General features: G+C 45.8%; 18 protein-coding genes. 3 read left to right on the top strand and 15 right to left on the bottom strand.

What is annotated here, in order from left to right:
• Positions 1-162 precede the first annotated feature (162 nt).
• Positions 163-1,950, top strand: a complete 1,788-nt coding sequence (locus MN202_RS07610) for a flavodoxin domain-containing protein (RefSeq protein ID WP_335735498.1) — start codon at positions 163-165, stop codon at positions 1,948-1,950.
• Here MN202_RS07610 and MN202_RS07605 read toward each other — a convergent pair.
• Positions 1,947-2,507 carry a YceB family lipoprotein gene (locus tag MN202_RS07605; protein ID WP_335735497.1) on the bottom strand — a complete coding sequence of 187 codons (561 nt, stop codon included), beginning with the start codon at positions 2,505-2,507 and terminating at the stop codon, positions 1,947-1,949. The genes MN202_RS07610 and MN202_RS07605 overlap by 4 nt on opposite strands.
• 236 nt (positions 2,508-2,743) lie before the next feature.
• Here MN202_RS07605 and MN202_RS07600 point away from each other — a divergent pair, with 236 nt between their 5' ends.
• Positions 2,744-3,883, top strand: a complete 1,140-nt coding sequence (locus tag MN202_RS07600) for a dicarboxylate/amino acid:cation symporter (RefSeq protein WP_335735496.1) — start codon at positions 2,744-2,746, stop codon at positions 3,881-3,883.
• Positions 3,884-3,986: 103 nt separating this feature from the next.
• On the opposite strand, the gene glmU is transcribed toward MN202_RS07600, so the two are convergent.
• From glmU to MN202_RS07585, 3 genes are all read right to left on the bottom strand, one after another.
• Positions 3,987-5,351, bottom strand: a complete 1,365-nt coding sequence (glmU, locus tag MN202_RS07595; RefSeq protein WP_335735495.1) for a bifunctional UDP-N-acetylglucosamine diphosphorylase/glucosamine-1-phosphate N-acetyltransferase GlmU — start codon at positions 5,349-5,351, stop codon at positions 3,987-3,989.
• A 102-nt stretch (positions 5,352-5,453) separates the two neighbouring features.
• Complete coding sequence (locus tag MN202_RS07590) at positions 5,454-6,338, bottom strand: TraB/GumN family protein (RefSeq protein WP_335735494.1); 885 nt, start codon at positions 6,336-6,338, stop codon at positions 5,454-5,456.
• 58 nt (positions 6,339-6,396) lie between these two features.
• Entirely contained in the window at positions 6,397-6,648 is a 252-nt protein-coding gene (locus tag MN202_RS07585; protein ID WP_335735493.1) for a hypothetical protein, read from the bottom strand.
• Between the two features lie 303 nt (positions 6,649-6,951).
• Here MN202_RS07585 and MN202_RS07580 point away from each other — a divergent pair, with 303 nt between their 5' ends.
• On the top strand, positions 6,952-9,108 hold the full coding sequence (locus tag MN202_RS07580) for a winged helix-turn-helix domain-containing protein (protein ID WP_335735492.1): 2,157 nt from the start codon (positions 6,952-6,954) through the stop codon (positions 9,106-9,108).
• Between the two features lie 43 nt (positions 9,109-9,151).
• On the opposite strand, the gene MN202_RS07575 is transcribed toward MN202_RS07580, so the two are convergent.
• The 11 genes from MN202_RS07575 to MN202_RS07525 all read right to left on the bottom strand — a co-directional run bounded on the left by MN202_RS07575 (position 9,152) and on the right by MN202_RS07525 (position 23,934).
• Positions 9,152-9,577 (bottom strand): hypothetical protein, encoded by a 426-nt coding sequence (locus MN202_RS07575; protein WP_335735491.1) that lies wholly within the window; start codon positions 9,575-9,577, stop codon positions 9,152-9,154.
• A gap of 368 nt (positions 9,578-9,945) precedes the next feature.
• Positions 9,946-11,256 (bottom strand): aromatic ring-hydroxylating oxygenase subunit alpha, encoded by a 1,311-nt coding sequence (locus MN202_RS07570; protein WP_335735490.1) that lies wholly within the window; start codon positions 11,254-11,256, stop codon positions 9,946-9,948.
• Positions 11,216-12,325 (bottom strand): ABC transporter permease, encoded by a 1,110-nt coding sequence (locus MN202_RS07565; RefSeq protein WP_335735489.1) that lies wholly within the window; start codon positions 12,323-12,325, stop codon positions 11,216-11,218. Before MN202_RS07565 ends, MN202_RS07570 begins: the two co-directional genes overlap by 41 nt.
• Before the next feature lie 11 nt (positions 12,326-12,336).
• A complete protein-coding gene (locus MN202_RS07560; protein WP_335735488.1) occupies positions 12,337-13,224 on the bottom strand; it encodes an ATP-binding cassette domain-containing protein in 888 nt (295 codons plus the stop codon).
• The gene (locus MN202_RS07555) at positions 13,221-14,672 is read right to left on the bottom strand and encodes a hypothetical protein (RefSeq protein ID WP_335735487.1); all 1,452 of its coding nucleotides are present in this window, start codon (positions 14,670-14,672) and stop codon (positions 13,221-13,223) included. Before MN202_RS07555 ends, MN202_RS07560 begins: the two co-directional genes overlap by 4 nt.
• Positions 14,669-15,505 (bottom strand): SagB/ThcOx family dehydrogenase, encoded by an 837-nt coding sequence (locus tag MN202_RS07550; protein ID WP_335735486.1) that lies wholly within the window; start codon positions 15,503-15,505, stop codon positions 14,669-14,671. Before MN202_RS07550 ends, MN202_RS07555 begins: the two co-directional genes overlap by 4 nt.
• A 17-nt stretch (positions 15,506-15,522) precedes the next feature.
• On the bottom strand, positions 15,523-16,851 hold the full coding sequence (locus tag MN202_RS07545) for a YcaO-like family protein (RefSeq protein WP_335735485.1): 1,329 nt from the start codon (positions 16,849-16,851) through the stop codon (positions 15,523-15,525).
• A gap of 10 nt (positions 16,852-16,861) precedes the next feature.
• On the bottom strand, positions 16,862-17,797 hold the full coding sequence (locus MN202_RS07540; protein WP_335735484.1) for a TOMM precursor leader peptide-binding protein: 936 nt from the start codon (positions 17,795-17,797) through the stop codon (positions 16,862-16,864).
• Positions 17,798-19,066: 1,269 nt separating this feature from the next.
• Complete coding sequence (locus MN202_RS07535; protein WP_335735483.1) at positions 19,067-19,267, bottom strand: hypothetical protein; 201 nt, start codon at positions 19,265-19,267, stop codon at positions 19,067-19,069.
• 114 nt (positions 19,268-19,381) lie between these two features.
• On the bottom strand, positions 19,382-21,502 hold the full coding sequence (locus MN202_RS07530; protein ID WP_335735482.1) for a winged helix-turn-helix domain-containing protein: 2,121 nt from the start codon (positions 21,500-21,502) through the stop codon (positions 19,382-19,384).
• 317 nt (positions 21,503-21,819) lie between these two features.
• The gene (locus tag MN202_RS07525; protein WP_335735481.1) at positions 21,820-23,934 is read right to left on the bottom strand and encodes a winged helix-turn-helix domain-containing protein; all 2,115 of its coding nucleotides are present in this window, start codon (positions 23,932-23,934) and stop codon (positions 21,820-21,822) included.
• Positions 23,935-24,027 lie beyond the last annotated feature (93 nt).

The raw sequence follows: 24,027 nt of genomic DNA, 5'->3' as shown, positions 1-24,027 counted from the left end.
AACCGAAGCATTGCAATTGAGAACTATTCGCATTATATTCTCAACCAGTGCGATGGAGCGCATGTAGTTCTGGCCCGGGATGGGCTTCTCTGGTCGTTGTTTTACTTGTCTTGCACGTTAAGGGGTGGGTTTTGCCACCCCTTCTTTTTATTGGAAGGTATTATGCTATCTCGCTGGCAAAGCGCGCTGGAGCGACTCCAGATCCTGCTGTTGTTATGCAGCGCGATATTCTGCCTGTACCAAGTTCCTGCCAATCTTAACCACACTGTACTGCTGTACGGCGTATTACTGCTGTGCACCGTTAGCAGCCTGCGCTTAAAAGCAGCCTGCCGCCCGGTTGCACCTTTGCGCGGCTTTGCCTGGCTGGAACAATACATGGCGCTGGCGCTGCTGCTCACACTGCTGTGCTGGTTTTACCTGCCACAGGCGCCATACGCTGATGCGGCTACAGCGTTATTGTGGCTGGCCTGTCAGCTGGCCTTAGCCGGGCTAGCAGTAAGACTGTTAATGGTATGGCGCCAACAACGCCAGGCTGCCAGCCACAGCTCAGCGCCGCATTGGCTTATCGGTTACGCCAGTCAGTCGGGTATGGCACAACAACTGGCCAGCCACAGCGCAACCCAGCTAATACAAGCGGGTATCCGGGTCACGCTGGCAGAGCTTAACCAGTTAACACAACAACAACTGCAGCAATATCAGAAGGCCTTGTTTGTTGTTAGCACCTATGGCGAGGGCGAGCCACCAGACAACGCCAGTCAGTTTTACCGGCTGGCGCAACACTGGCAGCACAATTTTCAGCAATTAGAATATGCGGTACTGGCGCTGGGCGATCGCGGCTACCAGCAGTTTTGTGCCTTTGGCCACTGGCTGCACGGCTGGCTGGCGCATAGCCAGGCCAAAGCATTGCAGCCATTACTGGAGCTGGACAGCAGCCAGCGGCAAAGCCCGGCCTTAAATCACTGGCAACAAATGCTGGTACAAATCAGCGGTGGCCACAGCCTTGTTACAGCAACACCCGCTACTAGCCAACCCTGGCAGCACGCACAGCTGCTTAGCCGTTATGTGGCAAACCCTGGCAGCAGTGGCGCACCCTGCTATATCGTAAAACTGCAACCGGCTGAACACAGCCAGTGGCAAGCCGGTGATTTAATCGATATCCAGCCGGAAAACAGCAAATGCCATGTCGCCTTATGGTTGACCAAGCACCAGATTAACGGCTGCCAAAGTGTCAGCTACCGTCAGCGCCAGGTGCCACTATGCTGGGCGTTGGCAGAGCTGCAGCTAGATCAGGTGCAGCCACCGGGTGCCGGCGAAACGCTGGCGGATTGGCTAACCAGACAACCCTTGTTGCCACTGCGCAGCTATTCGATCGCTTCGGTGCCGGCAGAGGGCCATTTAACGTTGTTGGTGCGCCAGGTGCAACAACCGGATGGCAGCCTGGGCGTAGGCTCTGGCTGGCTTACCGCCTGGGCCATGGAGCAGCAGCCGGTGCAATTGCGTTTGCGTAGTCACAGCAGCTTTCATCTACCGGATGATGACAGGCCAATCATTTTTATTGCTAATGGCACCGGCATTGCCGGTATCCGTGCTTTATTGGCCGAAAGAGCCCAACGCGGCCACAGCCGCAACTGGTTGCTGTATGGCGAACGCAAACAACAGTTCGACAGCTTTTTTGCCCGTGATCTGCAGCTGTGGCAGCAGCAAGGCATGCTCAGCCACTGCGACCTGGCCTTTTCACAAGATCAGGCAGAAAAACGCTATGTACAACACCTGCTAGCCGGGCAACAAAGCCGTTTACTGCAGTGGCTGGAACAAGGTGCGGCTATTTATGTTTGTGGCAGCCTGCACGGCATGGGCGATGGCGTGCACCAGGTATTGCTACAGGCAGTTGGCGCTGGCGGTTTAGCGCTGCTGCAACAGCAAGGCCGTTACCGGCGCGATCTGTATTAGTTTTTCCCGGGGGTAAAACTGATACGGCCTTGTTGCACTGCCATATTCAGCGGCATAGCGCTGATTAGTTTTACTGTCGGGTTAGACATATCCAGTTTATACACCGGATTATTCGCCAGATAGCCATTTACCAGTTGTAACAGCTCATTGCTTACCGGTGCCAGATTGCCGCGATAACCAGCGGCTTCAATGCCAGAATTCAGCAACTTTACCGAGCGCAAATAAATCGCCTTTTGCTCACTATCATAATATGGCACTCCTTCCACCTGCAGTTGCAGGCTGGCCGGATAAGTTAAACCAAATAAGGACAAAACCGCACTGCCGGCGGTATTTAGCCGCACAACGTCAGAGTTATCCGGGCCAATTTGCACTTGCATAGTGTCTACCTGCATTTTCAGCGGAATACCGGCAACTCGGGCCTGCCGTGTTAACTTAGAAATTTGCTGACGCAACAACTGCTCTACGTCAGTCTCGCTTACGGTATAGGCCGACATCTGTTGCAACTGGCTGCAGGCAGCAATAAGCAAGACGCAGGCTAACAAAACAATTTTTCTCATAGCTATAACGGCCTTTTAAACAGGTTTGGGCTACCGCTGTGACAGCCTCTGCTGAAAACTAATTTAACATCGCAACTTACCTGGTGCCAGCTGACTTGTTGCTGAACCAACTGTGCTCCACGTGAAACACCGCAGACCAGCATGTAGCACCCAGCGGCATGAAGTTATGTTATGCTCTGCGGCGATTCATTCGAGGTTTCACAACTTATAACGATAACTTTTATAACGAGAAGAGTATGGCGCTAATACTTAAACTGATTGCCGGTATTGTACTGGGTATGCTGTGCGGGCTGTATGCTCCGCATGATTTAACCCGCCTGTTAATTACTTTTAAAGGCCTGTTCGGCGAGTTATTGTTTTTTACCGTTCCGCTGCTGATTTTATTCTTTATTACCAGTGGTATTGCTGCATTACCGCGCAACTCGGGTAAATTACTCAGCCGCACTGTTGGCTTTGCCTACTTATCCACCATCATTGCCGGCACCCTGGCCTTTTTGGTAGCCAGCGTGGTTGTGCCGTTACTGACGCAAGCTAACAGCGCGGCCACTGGCGCTGATGTTGCCCATTTAACCGCCTTTATTGAGATGGATATTCCACCGGCGATCAGCGTAATGACAGCCTTAGTGTTAGCCTTTATTTTTGGTTTGGGTATAGCGGCCACTCAGGCGCAGCAGTTAAAGCAATTATCGGATCAGGGCCGGGATGTTATTCAGCTGATGCTAGAAAAGGTCATTATCCCGTTGCTGCCTGTCTATATCGCCGGTGAGTTTGCCCAAATGGCTGCTGCAGGTACCGTTTTTGCTACATTAAAAACCTTCGGCATAGTGCTGTTGCTGGCTGTAGCTATGCATTGGGTGTGGATTATTACCCTTTACAGCATCGCTGGTATTAAAGCCGGGAAGTCACCTTTTGCGCTGATTAAAAACATGCTGCCAGCCTATTTTACTGCGCTTGGTACCATGTCCAGCGCTGCCACCATACCGGTATCACTGCAGGCAACCAAAGCCAATGGCGTTAAACCGGATGTCGCTAACTTTACCGTACCTTTATGTGCAACTATTCACCTGTCAGGCTCTACCATTACCATAGTAAGTTGCGCTATGGCAGTAGTAACCATGGTTAACGGCCTGGAAATGCCGTCGTTTTTCACCGTACTGCCATTTATCTTTATGCTGGGCGTTGTGATGCTGGCAGCACCGGGTGTACCAGGCGGTGCCGTAATGTCGGCAGTGGGTTTGCTGGGTTCCATGCTGGGCTTTGGTGAAGCGGCAATAGCGCTGATGATAGCGTTGTATATGGCGCAAGACAGCTTCGGTACTGCCTGTAACGTTACCGGCGATGGCGCTATAGCCGTGCTGGTAGATAAAGCGGATTAGCCGTTATTAATTATACCGGTTGCAATTTCCGATCCGGGATCCCAACCTACTAATCATATTGAACCTAAACAAAACAGCCCGCAAATGCGGGCTGTTTTTTAACTCACTTTTTAATTTTTACCGGCCGTTGCCAATCGGCAATATGCCGCTGTTTAGCGCGGGCTACCACCAACTCACCATCTGCAGCGTCACGGGTCAAGACCGAGCCAGCTCCAACAGTGGCGTTTACGCCAACGGTTACCGGCGCCACTAAGGCGCTATTGGAGCCAATAAAGGCGCCGTCTTTAATAGTGGTGACAAATTTATTTGCGCCATCGTAGTTGCAGGTAATAGTGCCGGCGCCAACGTTCACTTTACTGCCGATCACCGCATCACCCAGGTAGGTTAAATGGTTGGCCTTAGAGCCCTTACCCAGGGTGGTTTTTTTCATCTCAACAAAATTGCCAACATGGCTATCGTCAAGCATAACGCTGTCTGGTCGCAGACGGGCGTAAGGACCAACTGAACAATTTGCACCGACGTTGGCTTTTTCAATCATCGAATTTGGCTTAATTTCGGTGTTATCGGCAACAACACAATCTTTTAAAATACAGTTGGCGCCAATGGTTACGCCTTTACCCAGAACAACTCTGCCTTCAAATATCACGTTAATGTCGATCATCACATCATTGCCAACGCTAACTTCTCCACGCACGTCAATCCGGGCCGGGTCGCGTAAGTTAGCACCCGCCAGCATTAGCTCCTCAGCCTTACGTAGCTGATAAGCCCGTTCCAGCGCCGCCAGTTGCACACGATTGTTAGCGCCTTCCACTTCCATTGCGTTATGTGGCTGCGCTGTAGCAATGTCTACGCCTTCACTGTGCGCCATGGCGATAACGTCGGTTAAATAGTATTCGCCCTGCGCATTACTGTTAGATAAACGACCCAGCCAGTTTTTCAGCTGCTTGCCCGGTAGCGCCATAATGCCGCTGTTAATTTCAGTGATCTGCAGTTGCTCGGGCGTGGCATCTTTCTGTTCAACGATGCCGACAACTTTACCGTTGTCGCGCACAATGCGACCATAGCCGGTCGGGTTAGCTAAGTTAACTGTCAAAATTGCCAGGCCATTGGCCGGTTTAACGGCCAGTAATTGTTGCAGGGTTTCTAAACGGGTTAACGGCACATCGCCATATAGCACTAACACGGTGTCGTCATCAGCAATATTGGGTATAGCTTGTGCCACCGCATGGCCGGTACCCAGCTGTTCAGCCTGTAATACCCAATGCAGCTGTTGGTCGCCCATCGCAGCTTTTAAGGCGTCGGCACCATAGCCGTATACCAGCTGCGGTTTCGCCGCACCCAAGGCGCGGGCAGTGTCAATTACATGCTGCACCATTGGCCGCTCAGCCACTTTGTGCAATACCTTAGGTAAGTCTGATTTCATCCGTGTGCCTTTACCGGCCGCCAGAATCACTACATTTAATGCCATAAAAGAAAAACCCCTGTCATCCTAATAGCGCTATTCTACTGAATAACGCTACAGATTACAGGGGCAGGGTGAAGATTGGCTGAATGTTTACATTATAAGCAGCTAATTAAAGTGCTCTACCTTGTAGCCTGCTTTTTTCAGCAACGCCAGTACGCTGTCATTGCCAGCCAAATGACCGCCGCCTACCAACACCAGCTCTTTACTGCTATTGCCAAACATCTGCTCTATTTTTGGCAGCCAGGCGGTATTGCGCTGCACGAACAGCGACTGATATAACACCGGATCTAAATCGCGGGCAGGTACGACAACTAGCTTGTCCAATTCAGTCATATCACCGGCACGCCAGGCCGCAATCATGGCATTAAAGTAATTTTTAAAATCCTCTACCTGTACCAGATTCATTTTTATAAAGGCATCTTCATAACCCTCGCCCATATTGGCCAGCAGGTTAATTTGGCTTTCGACGCTTTCCAGATATGCCAGCGTTTTGCCATCGGCCTTAGCCCGCTTATCAAAATGGCTGTCTACGCCGTCGCCGGCCATTTGCGCTTTCATCATTTCCAATGCCAGCATTTGCAACATCACAAAACCAGGTTTATAAGCATCCAGCTGTGTTAGCTGGATGCCATAAGGGGTAAAATAATCGCTTAACTGCTGATACACCTCAGCCGACAACACCTTAGATAAACTGCGGCCATCGGTGTAAGACATAGCTTTTAGCATGGCAGTTTGCAGCTCGGTATCGGTTTGCTCTGGCATCTTGGTTTCCAACACCAGCGTGTCAGTTGCAGCATAGGCTTGATCAAACTCTGCCGGTAATGGAAAGGCAGACTCGGGTAACAAATGCACAGTACCGCCAATATACAGGTAGTCTCCGCCTTTACTCACTTTCCACATTGAAGTTTCTGCCAGCGCCGGCGCAGAAGCCAACACCGAACCTAACAACACCACAGAACAAGTTGCTTTAAAAATCTTATTGAATGTCATTTTGTTACCCTTTTATGTTTTTATTTGATAAAGCTAATTGCCGATAAAGCCGCTGTTGCTACAGCAGCTGTTTGATCGATTCAGCCAAACTTTGCAGGGTCTGGCTTACCTGCTGCTTAATATTACTGCTTAGCTGCTGCTGAAATTCATTGAGCATGTGTTCTGTCACATCGCTAACATTCTGCTGCACTTCAGTTTGTATAGGTTGGCGGCTGTCAGTTGGTTCTGGCTGTTGCGCCAGCGCCGCTGAACTGGCCAGTAAGCCCGCTAGTATAATTACAGTGTTAACAGTGGTGTTAAATTTAGTCATTTTGCTATTCCTTCTGGTTCAGTAAGTATGTTTGTCTGTCGACAACAGCGGACTCACTGCCTGTCCGTTTCGTTGTTGAGCTCACTGTAGGCGCTGAGCAGAAAAAAGTCGCTTATCAGAAGCTAAGCAATTTATTGCTAATAAAACCACCACTAACTAACTGTATTTAAATCAAATATTAATTCTTATCTAAACCTTATGATGCTTTCATAAGGTTTTTATGTTGCAACCAGAATTGTGTTGAATCAACTTTTACATCTGTTAAAGTTACAACCAGTTTAAAACAACAAGAATAATTAACATATGCAAAAGTTTCAGCTGGGCCCCTGGACTTTTATCCCGGCCGATTTCAGCATTTATGATGGCGACAAGCGCACAGAACTGGAACCTTTGTTATGTAAACTGCTGCAATGCTTTGCCGCTAACCCCGGCACTATAGTGCCGCGCCAGCAGCTGGTTGAAACCATCTGGCAACAAAGCTTTGTTGATGACAACGCAATAAACCGTGCTATTTCAGAATTACGCAAGGCACTGCAACATGATAGCCTGAGCGAATCACCAATAAAAACGCATCACCGCAAAGGCTATAGTCTGCAGCTTACTGCAGCAGTTAACAACCTTACAGTTGCAGCACAACAAGACACGCCAGGCTTATCAAGCAGCATAACCTTGCCCGAACGCCGGCATTTACATATTGCAGCTATGGTTACCGCGCTCTTGGTGCTAGTTAGCCTTGCATTTTTTGGCTATAAGATGCTGCCAGACCCAACCACTCAGCAACCGGCCGTTGCAGCAAAAAGCGCCGCCGCCCCCACCGAACTGACCATTAGCAGCCAACAAAAAATAACCTGGTTTAAAGGTATCGAATCACGGCCGCTGGTGTCGCCGGACAAACAGCTATTGGCGTACAGCCACTCACAACCTGACGGCAGTATCCGCACCATGGTACGCAAACTGGGTATTAACACCGGCAATCTGTTACAGGAAGTGGCGCTTGAAGACCTAGGCAAAATTTACAGTGTGCAAACCTGGCAGCCACAAAGCAGCAAACTATTAGTGCAGGTCGTTACTGAAGATGGCAGCCATTGCGAGTACCAAAGTTACGACTTTAGCCAGTTTCCGGCTTATAACCTGGCGCCTTTAGCCAGCTGTAACGGTATGACGCTTGGCACTGCACAGGTGAGCCTGGATGGCGAGTGGTTGTATTACAGTAAAAGCAAAGCCGGTATATATTCTGGCAATGCTTTATTAGCGCAGAACCTGATTAACGGTAATGTGCAAACGCTGCTAGATGCGCCTTCGGCAGGTTTAGGCGTGACGTTGCTGGCATTGTCGGCCGATGGCAGCAAGTTGGCTTATATTCTGATGCCGGAATCGAACAAGCCGGACATTTATATTTATGACCCGGCCAGCCGCGAGCATAGCCGCGTAGCCAGCCTGTCAATGCCGATATTACTACTGGGATTAGAATGGAGCGCCGATCAAAGCAGTTTACTGTTGCCAGGCGGCAACGGCATTTTGCAAGTTAATCTGGCCGATAAAAGCCGCAGCCTGCTAAAGCTGCCGGACGATGTCATCGTTGGTGAGTTGTCTCTGCTAACAGAAAACCAGGCGTATACTTCACCGATGACCGCCAACACCACTACTCAGGGCGGTATGCAGTTAATCAAGGTGACCAATGCTTTTGATGCCAGCAAGCGCCAGATAAGCTTTTTAAATAACGCCGCCGGCAGCGACATAGCTATTGCAATATCGCCAACTGATGCCAACCGCTATGCCTTTGCCGCAAACTGGACCGGCAACTGGCAGCTGTGGCTGCACACCGATGGCCAGAATAAACAACTAACTGAGTTAACAGCAGATAATCAACCGGTCAATGGCATTAGCTGGTCGGGCGATGGTCGTTATATCGCTTTTGTACAGCACGGCAATCTGCATTTATATGATACCCAGCGTAAGCAGTTAATAACCAAGCTGGAAAACAACAATATTGGCCAACCTGTCTGGCTGCCTGACAACAGCGGTTTAGTGCTGACACGACTGCAGGAAAACAGTCAGAATTTGTGGCAATTTGACCTGATTAGTAACGAGTTAACTCAATTGACCTTCTCAGCCGGTAGCTTTGCGCAATATGATCAGCACGGCGTGTTGCATTATCACCGCGACGGCAAGTTGTATCGCTACGTCGACGGTACAAAAAATGACATTGAAGTTAACAGTAGCAGCGACAACAGCTTTGTCGGTGTGTGGCTATTGCAAAGTGGATTGCAGTATCGCTTTAGCATGCTGGGCCATATAGAGCAGTTTAATGCAGTAAGTGGTGAAACCCGTAAAACCCAGTTGCCTCAGCGCTTAATTTCGTTGCACCCAGACCCGCACAATCCGGATAATCTGTATGCTACTGTCTTTGTCACTCCCGAGTTAGCACTGGAGTTTATTCAGTGGCAGACTGAAAAATAACAGCCAGCTTAATAGCGATAATCAGGTGACGGAAGCGACTTAGTTAACAGGGTGGCAATAGCCATAGATTAGCTAAGTTGCGTTGCAGTGGCATCAGATAAATATTGCTCTCAGCGAGTGGATTAAGCAAGTTTGCTTGGTATACATCAATAAACTCCAACCCCAAACTAAGGCGTTTTGTTCCCGGTAGCTTCACCAGTGATCTGAGCTTAGCCTCTGCTTGAACAGTATTATGCATGACCAGTACCCGCTCACCCAAACACCACAAATCCTGATTGGGCACTAAGTATTGATAATAATGCTGTGCTGATTCCCGTACCAGGCTAACCAATTCTGGTTGTAAATTTTGCCGGTAGAATATCCAACCAGCATACGGAAGTGGCTGTTCTGCTGCTTGCAACCTGTCTTCTTTGGTGACATAACTACCTGATGCGAAAAGCAATGGTTGCTCTGACTTTATCTGAAGCACTGCGACTGCCTGTTGGTGCAACTGAGCCGGTTGCCGCAGCAGTTTAAGTCGCACAGCGGGTAGTGGCAGAATAACGACAACAGTAACAATCAACAATCCCAGCATCCATCCGCTAGTTTGCCATAATCGCCACCGATTAAACCGAAGCATCAGCACCTCAACTGTTTTGGTAGGTGCCGCAGTTCATGCTTTGCTACTTCAGCCAAGAACGATAACACAAACTGATGATAGTCCGGGCGCAGTGGTATAACCTGCACTAGCGGCGCAGCAGCAGCAAATCTAGTTTCACTGCCAGCTCCCGTGACTGACCACACGCTGCAACTAAATAGTAAAACAACGCAACCCACTACTGCACGCATAGGCGTTCCTTATATATTGACAGCAGCAAGGCCGACAAGGTCTGGCACTTTAATTTGGTTCTGTTGTTGCAATTGACGGCGATACCAACTGGCAAAGCCAGCACTGTCTGCTTCTAACATGGTATAGTCTCCCGGCTGATAAAAGCGTGAACTGGTCCCCTGACGCGCCAACTCAATTATCTCCAGATCCTGTTGCACTGTGGTCAGCCAAAACCAGCTTACTTCAGCAAACTGATAATCTTTACCTTCAACCGCATCACCTGCTACAAACCAAGTTAGAATCAACTCGGTTTCATCTACACTAATTGGATTCAATCTCAGGCTATAGCCGTAGTCGTTATATATGTTCAGCAGCGTTAAGGGCCCAAGGTAGCCAAAGGTTTCGCCGCCATCGGCAACTTTTGCCTGCCCCATTAAAGGAGCAACCAGTTGACCTGTTTTAGACAAGGTTAAACTGACACTATCGACCGGCACCCGGTACATAACACTGAAATGTTCCTGCTCTGGCATTAACGATTGCCGTTCGCCAACCGGATGTCCCAGAGCAGCAACTTTTTCATACCAATCCTGTGCGACCGCCATATACTGTTCATGCTGTACTGCAGAAATAGTAGAAGTAATTTTTGGATGAACTGCCAGTTCGCACATTTCCGGATGAAGTACGCGACAGTGGTAACACTCAAAAAAATTGTCGGCAAACAATTTCCAGTTGCCTTTAGCGACAAAACGTTTGCTACCGGCAATTTTTGCTGCACTGGTGTTATGCCATGCCAGAAAAGGGGCAAACAATTCCGCTGAGGCAGAAAAAGTACTGTGTTCTGCCTGCAGGGAAGCAAAAATCAGTCCGGCTTCAACACGCACCGAAACCTCTTTTAAACGCGATTCACCAACCGTAATTCGCTTAGACGTGCAAGCCGTTGCCTGCTGCAGCACGCCAGTTAAGTCGTAACGCCATGCATGATAAGGGCAGGTAAACGCAGATTGCCTCCCGTGACTTTTGTTACATAACTTTGCTCCCCGATGCAGACAAAAATTCAGAAAGCCAGAAAAGCCCTGTTCGTTGCGTACAATTACAACTGACTCACCAGCCAACTGAAAAACTTTGTAATCACCAACAGCAGAAAAACTGGAAATGTGATCCAACAGCACCCATTGCCGGGCCAGTATTTTTAAATCTGCTTCAAAGTTTTCAACTGACTGTAGTTCGTGTCGGGAAAATGATGGGACACTAGCATCAAAATCTTGGTAATAATTTGCCATATAATCTCCGCTAAATATTTTAGTCTTTTTTAACCCAGATAAACATTTTGAATGCAACAAAACCCGACAGAACACACCAGCCAAGCAATGTTAAAACCGAGCCAGAATATAAAATTAAATCTCTACCAACAAAATAAACTGAATAAAACATATCTGAATACCCTCGTAACGGGGAGTTGTTTGAAACAAAATTCAGAAACTTGCTGTCAGATAGCACAGGGAAAAATATCCCACTGGTGAAAATCAAAGGGAAATAAACAAGATTTATCAAACCGTTTACTGCACCCACCGAGGTTAATCTAGATGCTAGCAGTACTCCCAAACTAACGAATGTAGCGGAGCCAATTGACACCATAAAAATAAACTTTAAGAAATATTCGGCAGAAAAATTAATATCCAGTTCGAATGTAAAATTAGATACAAGCAAAAAAAACAAAGCAAAAACATTAATAATTACAACCCGACTTAAAGTGAAGGCACTAATAAATACCGATTTACGCACAGGCATAACCTGAAAGAATTTCAATCCATCATTTTGCCGCAATTCAACTAATATCACTGAAAAACCAAACAAACAAATTGAAACAATATTTAAGCAAATTAGACCAATGGTTAACTGCCGTGCTTTTTGCAGCCACTTGACCTGTGATTTATGATCAATATTTTGCTCAACGTACCGCCATAAAACACTTTCACTGGGAACTAAAAACTGTTGATTCTGCCGTAGAATATTCAAAATCATTAGGGTTAAATCATCTGGAGACGATGCATAGTAGACATCAACACCTGCGCAGGATAAACCAACATCAGCGCAAGCACTAACATCAACAACAATATTATTGCGTTTAAAATCTGACAGAACATTTTCTAAACCTGATGATACGAAATTTACACTTGAATTGGTTAACTCTGGAAACACCTGGTCTATTCGTGAAGAAATATCAGTTACATCCATTCTTTCTTCGACCAGCACAACTATTCTCGGAAGCTCTACCGATTCATGCTTTCCCGAAGTTGACATGACTGTAAACAAAATTATAAATGGGAATAAAAACGTCCAGAATATTGCGATGGGATCTCGGCAAAATGTTTTCAATTCAATTTTGAAAAACTCAAGAAATATCTTCATGGCTGGCCACTCTAATTAGCGATCATGTCAGAAACAGAGCTTTCACAGAGCGCTATCTTTGAAAACAGCTCTGAGCCAAAATCATTTACCAAAGCATTAATGATATTTGTTCTGGTAAAAATAAGACCTTTGTTGTGTTGAGTAAGCTGAGCTCTGACAACAGAATCCATAACACGGGCTTTGCAGATGATTTCATCGGCTATACGGCTTTCATAACATTCAAACTCAATTTTATGTGTACCAACAAACTGCTTAACCAAGGCTGCAGCAGGAGCAAAGTGCACCACTTTGCCGGCCTGAAGTACCAGGGTACGATGAGACAACAGAATTTCGCTTTCCTGATGTGACACCATTAACACTCCGGCTGATTTACCAATGACCTGTTGTAACAGCTGGATAAAAGCGTTGCGGAATTCGGCGTCTAACCCGGTGCCAGGCTCATCCAGCAGGATGAACTCCGGCTGATGTGCAAATGCCAAATACAAATCAACACGTTGCTTCTGTCCCCGCGATAAACGCTCATATCGCATTGGCAGCAGCGCTTTTAACTGAAATAGTTCAGCGATATCTTTGCAGGACCGGCGGTAAACTACTTTGTGCAGGCTAATTAAGTCACTTACTAATAACTTTCGGTTGAACTGAGATTTCTGCAATTGCACACCAAGTTTCCGGCGCAGCTGAAAATCACGCTCATCCATGCAGGTGGGCTGACCAAACAGCCATACGTCACGTTGCAAAGTTGGAGCCATGCCCAACACTGACTCCAACAATGTAGTTTTACCGCTGCCATTAGCACCAACCACACTAACGCATTCCATTGGCTCTATAACAATATCAGCCAGATCCAACTTGAAGTTCTGCCGTGGTTTAGTAGCTATCCGCTTAATTTGCAAACTCATACCGTTGCCTCTCTTAACGATTGGCAACGCTGCAGCAATGGCTGAACTTCTGCTTGAAAGCGACTACTCAATTTTACAGAACTTAGTAAATGAGCTGCTCTTTGTCTGTTTTGCTCTATGTTTACTGGTGTATGCAGACAAAAGCTGGCATAGTCCAAATGCGCTTCATTGCCAACCCAGGGCGAAGCCAATCCTGCTTCATAACCGTTTACAACCTGTTCAAACCAATGAGCCTGTTGCAAAAAATCTTCACAGTAAAACGCATACAGTAGTGCCAGCCTGGCATTCAGATAGGCTGATTCGGCTGGACATCCCAATTGCTGCAGTTGTGCGCTGTACTGCTTAACCTGTCCACTATCAAACTCTTCTATCATCCGTTGGTGATGAAAATCACTATACATTTTGCTAAGTAGTAGTCGGGCGAGTAGTAACAAATGCTGTATTGCCGTTTCGGACGGGACTGCGGTAACTTTACTCAGCTCTGCGTAACAGCGTTGATATGCCACACTAGTGTTATTAAGACGATCCTGGCAAATCAATAATTCAATATCCGCCAGCTCTTGTAAAACTGTTGCTGCGTTACTCTGCACCGATAAGGCTAGCTCTTTTGGTGGCGACGTCAGGCTAAGGTAGGTTGGCAGTACTTCAGCTGCAGGATCAGCTAACAACCTAACCAAAGTGGCAATACCTGCTACAGTATTTGTAGCTACCAGTGTAGCGATCAGTAAAAATCCGGCTTGATAAATAAACTGCTGCTCAGCAGTTGAACTGGTGGTTTGTTTAAAAAGCACATCCTGATCAAAATGGGCAGACATTAACAGTTCAAGCTTAGGCTTAGTGCCAGAATAATAAGCCAGTTGCTGCCGCACCTGCTCTGGAGGTCCCAACAGAGCCACTGCCGGATACAGCGACCATTCCAGGTAAAGCGCTATTCCTTCTGACAAAACTCTATTTTTACACGGAAATACAACATGGGCTAATTCATGAGCTATACGTGCTGGTACCAGCTCTGGTGAATGTGGGTGATACTCAATCTGCACATAAGAAACGCCACTAAGCCTTTGATCAAGAAAAGAAAAAATACCTGGCATTAGCTGTATCACCAGCAGTTCTTTAAGCCCGGCAGGCTCTAGCTGCAACAAGAAATCCAGAATATGGTCTATCTGTTTACAAATTAGGCTAATAGCATTACTACCCATCTGCGCCGGCGCTAGCAGATAATAGCGTTCAAAAAACATGATCTGCTGTTGGCCAGTCTGCAATTGTTCAGCCATCACAGCAAATTGCAACGGATCAGGTAAACGCTTTAATATATTTAACGCTTGCTGCTGCGTTTTACCGCATCCGGTAACGGAGCTGTGCAGCAATTGTTGAATGACCAAATCAAAACGATAAGGATCGCGGGCTAATTCTATTTTCAACTGATCTAACGTTGGCGCGATAGTCATACTGCCGCTCCGCAATGCCCAATAAAAGCCATATGAACTGGCGGTTCAGCCAGTACATCGGTTTGCAGTAAGCTGGCTAAATGATTGTCCTGATAAGCCCCCCAGCACAGATTTCCCAGGCCTTGAGCTGTGGCAGTCAGCAGCAAGTTTTGCATCAAATGGCCAGCTTCCAGTAAAGCCAATCGGTAACCTCTGTCACCATACTTGGTCACTGTACGTTCAAAAACCGATGTTATAACCAGTGCACAGGCTATATGCGGAAAGTATTGAGTTGCTAGACATTGTGTTGCTAACTGAGCAATACCACTGGCATCAGCAATGGGATCCAAGCCGTGACGAGCGTTGTCATAGTGATAAAAGCCGGCTGCGAGCCCCTCAACATTGATCGCAACGACATACAACTCGCAGGGATACAAGCCACCACCCGAAGGGTAACTGCGTGATGCAAGTACTTCATCTGGCAATTGTCTGGATAATGGTCTTTTAATAGTGACACCAGCCGCAGCACCAAGCAAATCAGATAAGTCAGCAAAACTCAGCGCTTCACCGTTAAAATTATAAGAACTACGACGAGTTTTTAACGCTTCGGATAAAGGCTGTTTCAGCAATTGAATATCAGATAGCTGGATCTGGCGGAAAACATCATATTCTTTATAGTTACGACCTGTTTCCTGAATACATTTCAAGTCAGATAAATATGTGCGTATACGCGGCGTTTTCTTGATTAATTCTACCTGGGTATGCTTTGTTTGCTCGTGAAATACTGCAGCTTCTGAACCGGTCCAGTGATCTTCGGCAAACGAAGTTTTGTTTTTTCTAGCCAGTAATGACATGTCGTTATACCTCAGTGTTAAGGGAAAGGGTGGGGTTCAAGATTAAGCGAGGCTGGCAGTGATGTTTGCCAATAATCACATAATTGTCGCAAGCGACGATCGTCAAGAAATTCAGTACCTACACCTACATGCAGTGGCTGCAAACCCGGAATAACAGCTTTTACTGCATAGATACTCAGCTCAGTAAATTCCGGCTTGGAGATATCAACATAGCAGGACCGAAATCCAGCATTTGCGATTCTTTTTGTCAGTTCAGCCAGATGGCTGTCATGATCGGTAACTTTGAACTGATGACGAGACAGCTCGGCAGCATCCAGATCAGCGCCTTGTCGCAAGAAGGCGACATACTGATGATTTTCAGGCTGCAGGTAAAACCGGACATGATGTTCAAAATCACGTAATTGTTCGCGCGGCAAACTAGTTAAACCGCTGCGACGCATTTCAAGGATCCAATTGTACGTATGAAAAGCTTCAACTATGGCTTTTTCTGCCGCTACAGCTGCATTTAAATGTGTCGACATGCCAACTGCTAAACCCCGGCATTCTGGCAGTTGCAACAAACATAAAATTGACGGTACCTGTATATCTGTTTCCAGCCACAACAGATCCAGCGTTAAACCAGATCGTTCAATCATAGCTTCCAAAGCTGAGCCCGCAGGGACCAGTAATTCAGGTCGAATACGCCGTGGTGTTTTTTGTAATAACCAGTAACTGGTAAAAGCATCGCGCTCTATTACTTCGCGTAAACCAGTTAACGCAGCATGAGCAATACTTTCGCCAGCAGCCAAACCAGTGCTGATTTGAGGGAAAAACCGCTCTTGCCCAGTCAAAAAATGCTGATTTAACCAAACCAGTTGTGCAGGGATCGGCACTTGTTGCTGCGAGTTAAGGCATACACCATGCGCCCAGTGGATATCTGCCTCACTATCAACCGGCAGAAAAGGAAAGCTGGTCTGCTGATATTGCTCTTTTGAAAAAGCTATATAATCTGCCAACTTAATTGGTAGGTTACTAAAGCTTTTTTCACTGGCAACAAATGACTCATTAGCAAAGTGGTAAGTAGCTATATACCGCTCACAGGCTTCGCCAACCGTCGACCACAAGGCTTCCTCTTTGCTTAAACCGGCACCGGAAGCTATTGCCTCCATTTTTGGTCTGACGCCATGCTGTAACTGCAACAGGTAGTTAATGTCAGAACAACCTGCGGTGTAAATATGCAGTTCATGTTCAGAGGCTTGTAACGGCACCTCATGCAATCGGGTAATCACACCGGTTTTGCTATCGACCAGCTGATTAATCACGTTTTGGAGCTTTTCTGAAAGTTCGGTCTGGTTATGCAATCTCATGATTCTAACCTTACAGTAACGCGCGTACAGCGGCTTTGGGTTTCAAACGGTGCTGGCTGTAACATGCCGGACAATGAGGGATCCGTAAGACCGGACGTATATCCGTGGCATAATCAAGCAGGTTGATTTCAAGGACTTCGTTCACTAAACACAATTCGTAAGCTCTGTTGAAAAACTTCAATATCTGACTAATTATCTGAAAGCTAGCTGCTATGGCGTAGACTCCAGGTTTAGAGCGAGGTTTGATAAGGTTGCCATGTTGGAATTGGCTGGCGATAGTCTCCTCGACAAAATGCATGTTCGGAGCCAACCGATGCTCATAACAACTAAAGCAGCTACTTTCTCCCGGTATAACCAGAGGGCCAACTAAAGCAATGTGTTCATTTAACACAGCAAACAGCGCTGGCAGTTGTCGGGCTATTGCCAGAGCATTTATTTTTTTGTTTAGAGTAAAGTTCAGATTATCACTGCAGGTTATCAATAACAGTCGCTCACAGGCACTTTCTTCAGGGTTTTCCAGTACAGAAAAATCCAATGCCCGCAATTCAGCCACAACGCGGCTGAACAACTCACCCTGGCCAAAAATCGCCACACTGTTAGGTCGCACATTCTCATATCCAGCCAATGGGCCTTTTAACTCTCCGTCCTGCCCGGTGACTTGCAATAGGGCTAAGTCCAACATCATTTTGTCAGTAACGGCAAATGACTGAAGGCTGGCGAACTGGTGCTCTGTGAGAAATTCCAAGATGGCGTAGAAAGTCTCGAGGTCTGGATCTTGCTGTTGTAATAATTCAGCAAGCGTCCCGGTCTGAATAGCCTGCAACACTCGCTTTAAATTCTGGTTCTGTCCTTCAATAGTGATTTGATGAGCCAGGTTAGCCAAATGCACTTTATCCGGTGACACTTCGGTCACAGTTAAATTTGGATGCAAAAAATAATTCATCATTAGTACTCTTTTGACGCTAAAGAAAGTAGAAGCGGACTGTGCAGCAGAAATTACAATCTGATTCAGCTGTATAATTATTCAAACTGGCAACTAAAGCTGGCAAACACAGCTTGTTGTTGAGAAATAAAGAGATTGATTAGAGCATAAGAACATTTTTAACAACGCTCTAATCAATCCAATTGTTATGCCGGCCTGATGCTAGTACAGCAGCAGCTACCTGCCATCTTGACAGTGTTGCTTGCCTTACTGCTTAAGCTGTAAAACTGTAAATTTTTCATTTTTAGTCCTGTTCAAAAAACGATGAGTAAATTTTTACTCATCGTTCTGTAACATAGAGTACTGAGCAGTTATTGCTGATCTGCCCAGTCACCCCAGCAGCAGCAGCTGCAGCGGCCAGCCATACGTACAGCTTCTACTTGGTTTTTTTGCTCGTTTGCGTTGTAGAATTTTAAAGTTTTCATCTTAGTTTCCTTTTAGGTTTGATAATGGCCAGAAGCGGCCGTTTTTTTAAATGCACCGATGTTGCCAAAGCGACATGTTTAGGTGCAAATTCGCCAGTTGGCAGTAAAACTGCCAGCCACAGATTTAACTTTGCTCAGCGCTTACAGCTACTCAGCGCTGGATGCAGTGAAATCCGGGCGAATACAGGTACAAGTACAACGACCAGCCATATGAACTCGATATGGCTTGGCATTGTTCTTACTGGTGCAATAAAACTTCAGTGTCGAAACTCGCATTTTCAATTCCTTAGCTAGTCTGTTGTGGTGTGAGTGTTTTCTATCTGCAGCCTGCATCCATAAGCTGCAGGCAGAAAACATTCATGCAGTCACTTCCACAAAGGTACTGGGAAGTGTTTGCTATCACATGCCACAACAAAAACTAAGTTACTGTTGTGCCCTGTATTCGAAGTCCAATTTATAGCCGCCCATTACATTGTGCGATAACCAGAACGTGACCAATTGCGGATGAAAAACACACTTTTTTTATAACCAAGAAAAAAAATTTAAAATAAAATGCAGTTATTAATCAGTGTATTAAGTTATCAGCTGATTCAGCGTGTAAAGTTATGACGGTTTAAACGGAAGTAACAGGCTGAGTAGTAGAATTTGTGGTTTAATGCGGCGCATGACCAAGGCCAGGTTAAAAACGGTATGCACATTGGAATAACCTGAGAATAAAAGCACAAAGGAGCTGCCAGGCAGCTCCTTTGTGCTTTTATTCTCTTACAGCTATGGCTTATAGAATAGCAAACTTACAGTTACCGTTGTTTTAATATCCCGGCGGACATTGCATAACATCAATAATTTCACACATCGGTTTATTCGGCTCTTGTGGCGGTATCATTGGAGGAATTACCGGCTGAGTTGGCGAAGGGGTATATTCAACGCCTTTTGCTGATGTAGTTGGCGAAAAACTGGCTGCGACTACAAAAGTAAAAGCCAAACTCGATGCAAAGATAGTTTTCAACATTACAGTTTCCTCTGGTTGGTAGACCAGCTTACTGTGGCATAAACCCAGCAAAATCAAACAACCAGGATGTAGTTTTTTAAGTACTTTTTTATAACTTTTGCACCTGCTAACACCTCAGTGTGACAGTGATATGTTTCTCAGACTTGATTGGTAACTGATTCTTTGAGTAATAAAAAAACGATTATCTACTGAAAAGTCAAAACTAACCAAAGTCTGGGACTCTACTATTGTTTCCTGGCCGTTAAGTAAGTTGAAGGCTGCCAACTGGTAATGTCCATCCCGCACTTGCCGCTGGTACACCAAAGGGTAGCGCAGCTGAAATTCTTCGTACAAATCTAACGGTGCTACCGCTAATGGTTCAGGTTTTCCATTGGTGCTTTTCAACTGAAACAAATGCCCTTCAATTCCTTGCAACGCGTAGCCCTGTGGCATTCTTTTAACCCTGACATAATCTTCAATCCATACACTACTTTGTTGGGTAGCTAAATCGTGCTTCACAATGCGCCAGCGTCCGCCAAACTTTTCACCATATAATAAAAAGCTATTGTCATGGCTGAATTCGCCAAGCCCGGCAACTTGTTGTGCTTCATTAGTAATAAAATACAAGCTAGCCGTTTCTTGATTAAAAATAGCCAACCGCTTATCTATGCTTAAATGCACGGTATTTCCATCTGGTGAAATGGCTAAATCATTGATAGTACCTTGTGTTTTCATCAACAATGATTCTTTACCTGTTTGTTTGTCCAATACACTCAGCATCGAACCAGCAGCATCTCTGCTACATAACAATAGCTTGTCCTCACTATGGGTAAATTTAACTCTGTATACCATCTCAGGTATATTTAGTAGTGGTGCCTTTCCCGTTTGCTGGTGCAAATAAAATTGGCGCTGCATAGCGGTGTTTTCAAGCAACAGAAATTTATTATTGTGCCAGGACTGGAGTTTTAGATAAGTTGTATTTTCGGCAGTATTTTCTAAGCGTTTTAGCTTCCCTGAGGCTAACTTAGCTACTAATATCTGATCGGTGTACAGCAGTAGTAATTCGTCTTCATCATACCACTGCAAGTCTCGGAGCCTGCCTTTAGGCAAGGTTACTTGTTTAAGTGTCTTACCATTTTGATAATCCTGCGCCATTAATATTGGATTACCACTGGCTTGAGTTCTAATGTAATACAAGGTGTCTGTCTGATGGTTGAACAGCGGAAACTCATCATAGGTACCGGTATCACGAGGGAAAGTCACCGCCTTTGTCGTCAAGCTATTGCGGTCAAACTGATAAATGGCCGCTGTTTGCAAAGAACTATATATCGTTAAAAAAATTTCCGCCTGATCATCAACATATAGATTGGTTATCGGTAAGCTCTGCTCCAGCAATAAGTTGCTTTCCATTTCTACGGCAGCGGCATTCTGTATATCGATTTGACGAAGCTGATAATTTTTATAATCCCAGCTTATGTACAGCAAAGTATTGCCCTGATCAGTAAAAGCAGCTGCGATATACTTTTTCTTTCCTCTTGTAAGCTGTTGTACAAAGCCAGTATTTAAATCTTTTAAAAACAGCTGATATCCATCCAAGCCGCTTAAATCTGCGGCATACACAATAAAGCGCTTATCTTGTGACAAAACAAACGTCTGAATTTTGTCAGAATTGAGTTGGATTGTTTCCGCATTATCAGAAAAAGTTGGTACCAAAGCAGCCAGAACCAAAACAGCCAGCAGCAGCAACAATAAATAAAATGTCATCCAACGATTAGTAAACAATACTGGCGATGCTGTATTTTTGGTAACGGGAACAATTTCTGATACCGCTTCAGTGGCTTGTTGCCTGACATCAATAACATCAATTGCAACAACATCAGGCTGCCCAAAGACATCGCCACCTGTCTGACACTCATTAACATCCTGATTTTTATCGTTTAAACTATCTATAACTAATTTATAACCACGTTTCGATAACGAACGAATACAACCATCTGCCGAAGCTTCATCAGCCAGTAAAGATCGAAGTTTGCTAATGGTTCGGCGTACAGCAGTGTCACTAACTACCCTGCCACACCACAACGCCTCATGCAGCTCATGTAAACTTACATATCTGTCCCGGTTTTGATACAAGTAAGTGAGTAATTCACACACCTTTGGTTCAGCACGGACTTCCTGCTCACCTTTAAAAAACTGCTGATTCTTTATACAAAAATGTAGTTCACCGAATGAAATTAGATTTACCCTGTGACTCACGCTGAAGTACCTTTATTATTATAACTTTGCAAAAAAACCATTGTAATTACAAAATTCTTTCATCAAAGATACATTCACAAAGTCTAATTATCAACTTTTTGTAGTTTTTTTATCACGGCATAAACATGAGTACGAGATTATTGGCGCGCATTACTAAAACTTTACCCAAGCCGGGCCCAGCGCAAAACAATAAGTCGGCAGTAAAAGACCGAGCAACGGCAAAACAGTAATGGCGAAACGCCTAGTTACCTTTTAATTAACCTGATAATTGCCGAATACCAGCCGATTCTTTCCCGATAAATAGAAAACCTCAGATCCTATTCATCCGTTTTCAACGGCGGCCCATGAAAACGCACTATTGGGCTGCTAACCTGGGTCCAGTTAGCGTACAGCAGCTCACCGTCTTTTATACTGATTTCCCACGCTGAACGAACCGGCCTGACCGGTAACTCTGTCTGCTGCAGCTCGCGAGTAACTAAGTCAAGCTGACTCAATTGCCAGGTAAGCTCTGTGGTGTAGTTTATCGCTATCACATTATCTTGTTGCAAAAACACACGCATATGAGAAATGTCTTCGCCAAGTTGCAGAGGCAGTTTTTGCACAGCGCTGTAATCTGCAGCTAATAACCAAAATTGCCCCTGCTGATCCACAGCCACATATTGTTGTTGCCAGGCAGCAAGATAACGATAACCGCGCAATAAAATTGTCTGTCTCTGCTGCTGCAAATCGAAACGGCTTACCTGCCATTTTCCTGATACTTGTTCGGTGAAATTAACAGTGTTGTCAGCTTGCTGGAAATGGCCATCAAAAACATCTTGCTGTGAAGACGAGATGTACTGATATTCACCGGTTTCTGTATTTAACAGGGCCAAACGGTTTTGAATTCTTAACAGCAGTAAGGCTTGCTCCGGGTGCTGGTCCAGTACCCGAAAACGCTCGGGGTGAGAAAATAATTTCGTTTTGTTGCCGTCAGCACCGTTATAGAGAAACAAATTAAATTGCTCTTCATCGCGCTCAACCAGCCAATAATGATTTTGCAGCTGGCTAAAGGTCATGCTTAAAGGGCGCTCTGGTAAACTGAAAATACGCTGGATACTACCTTGCCAATCTAGCCGGGTTAAATTAAAGCGGGGAGCCTGTACATTAGGCGCATAAATACCAAACCAGTCGCCATGTTTACTGCGCCGAAGTTCGGCAAAAGCGGTCGACGTATCAACTTTATCTAACTGCTCGGTTTCAATATCCAGTTGGTAAAGAAAGCGGCCAAAATTGGGCGAGGTAAGCACTAGCTGATTGTCGCTAAGCCATTCCAGATTAAAGAAATACTGTGGAAAAGAGATGTCTTTTAATAACTCAGCACTGCTAACGTCGAAAATCAGGATCTGTGTCAGTACATCCGATGAAAAGTTAACCCGCATTAAGGCGAGTTTCTGTCCATCAGCCGATACTCTTGCTTTCATATCGCCCTGTCCTGCCCGATGGTTATAGCTAAACGGCGTCCACTGCTCTGTTAGAATGTTATAGCGATAATAAGTAAGGCTTTCGGTAAGATTTCGGCTGGCACTAAACAATATTTCATTATCACCAAGTGCTACCGGATAGCCAATCAAAGCAAATTCACTGGTGTCAATCTGCCTGGCAGGAAGTGAAAGATCGGGCAGTGGTTGTAAGTAGAATGCATGCTGCTCTCCGGCGCTACCATATAGCAGCTGCTTGTCATTCTGAACAAACTCGGAAAACGGTACTGCAGCCGCAGGCGCGGGAATACGTTGCATTGCACCGGTTTGTGTATTCAACAAGTAGATATTCAGCTCATTGTCATTGTCCAGCATACCGGTAAATGTCAGCCACTCTCCGCTCTGGCTGACACTCAGCACTGATTTAGCTCCAGGCATTTCTAATACGACGTCATAGCCTGAAGCGACAGGATGCGCCGTGTTACTGGTTAACCACCATGTGGCGGTCAACAACGAAACGATAAGCGCCAAAATAAGCAGACTGTACCGGAAGCCTTTTGATAAACTCTCTGGCAGCTGTGTCGTCTGTGTTGTGCTTTTTAGTTCGCTGTCATCAGACATTATGTGTAGAGGTGCAGCAAAAGGCAAAGACACTGGTTCGAGCAACAACTGATAACCCAGCTTCATCTGCGTTTTCAGATAACGTGGGTTCTCACTGTCCGTATCGCCTAGCGCGGCACGTAGTTTGCTGATAGTACGCCGTACGGCGGTATCGGTAACGATCCGGCCAGCCCATACTTGTTGGTGCAGCTCGGCTAACGACACGAAACGCTGTGAATGTGCTACTAAATAACACAATAAATCATAGACTTTGGGTTCAAGCAGCGTTACGGTTTCGCCGTGGATCAGCTGACGCTGCACAGTATCAAAAACAACGTCTCCTAATTGTACTTTGGCGGATAATTGGTTGGACAACGGCAATCTCAGATGCAATAGCTACTATTAATAATGCATTGATTATACTGACGAATGACATAGATGATACAACTAAGGCGCAATATTAACAGC

The organism is Rheinheimera muenzenbergensis, from assembly GCF_036984005.1.
GTDB lineage: Bacteria > Pseudomonadota > Gammaproteobacteria > Enterobacterales > Alteromonadaceae > Alishewanella > Alishewanella muenzenbergensis.
This window is presented reverse-complemented; position numbering and strand designations above follow the sequence as displayed.

Coding starts and splice junctions, on each gene's coding strand:
- MN202_RS07610 (WP_335735498.1), top strand. CDS start 163: ATGCTATCTCGCTGGCAAAGCGCGCTGGAGCGACTCCAGATCCTGCTG.
- MN202_RS07600 (WP_335735496.1), top strand. CDS start 2,744: ATGGCGCTAATACTTAAACTGATTGCCGGTATTGTACTGGGTATGCTG.
- MN202_RS07580 (WP_335735492.1), top strand. CDS start 6,952: ATGCAAAAGTTTCAGCTGGGCCCCTGGACTTTTATCCCGGCCGATTTC.
- MN202_RS07565 (WP_335735489.1), bottom strand. CDS start 12,325: ATGAAGATATTTCTTGAGTTTTTCAAAATTGAATTGAAAACATTTTGC.
- MN202_RS07590 (WP_335735494.1), bottom strand. CDS start 6,338: ATGACATTCAATAAGATTTTTAAAGCAACTTGTTCTGTGGTGTTGTTA.
- MN202_RS07540 (WP_335735484.1), bottom strand. CDS start 17,797: ATGATGAATTATTTTTTGCATCCAAATTTAACTGTGACCGAAGTGTCA.
- MN202_RS07605 (WP_335735497.1), bottom strand. CDS start 2,507: ATGAGAAAAATTGTTTTGTTAGCCTGCGTCTTGCTTATTGCTGCCTGC.
- glmU (WP_335735495.1), bottom strand. CDS start 5,351: ATGGCATTAAATGTAGTGATTCTGGCGGCCGGTAAAGGCACACGGATG.
- MN202_RS07560 (WP_335735488.1), bottom strand. CDS start 13,224: ATGAGTTTGCAAATTAAGCGGATAGCTACTAAACCACGGCAGAACTTC.
- MN202_RS07555 (WP_335735487.1), bottom strand. CDS start 14,672: ATGACTATCGCGCCAACGTTAGATCAGTTGAAAATAGAATTAGCCCGC.
- MN202_RS07585 (WP_335735493.1), bottom strand. CDS start 6,648: ATGACTAAATTTAACACCACTGTTAACACTGTAATTATACTAGCGGGC.
- MN202_RS07545 (WP_335735485.1), bottom strand. CDS start 16,851: ATGAGATTGCATAACCAGACCGAACTTTCAGAAAAGCTCCAAAACGTG.
- MN202_RS07535 (WP_335735483.1), bottom strand. CDS start 19,267: ATGTTGAAAACTATCTTTGCATCGAGTTTGGCTTTTACTTTTGTAGTC.
- MN202_RS07550 (WP_335735486.1), bottom strand. CDS start 15,505: ATGTCATTACTGGCTAGAAAAAACAAAACTTCGTTTGCCGAAGATCAC.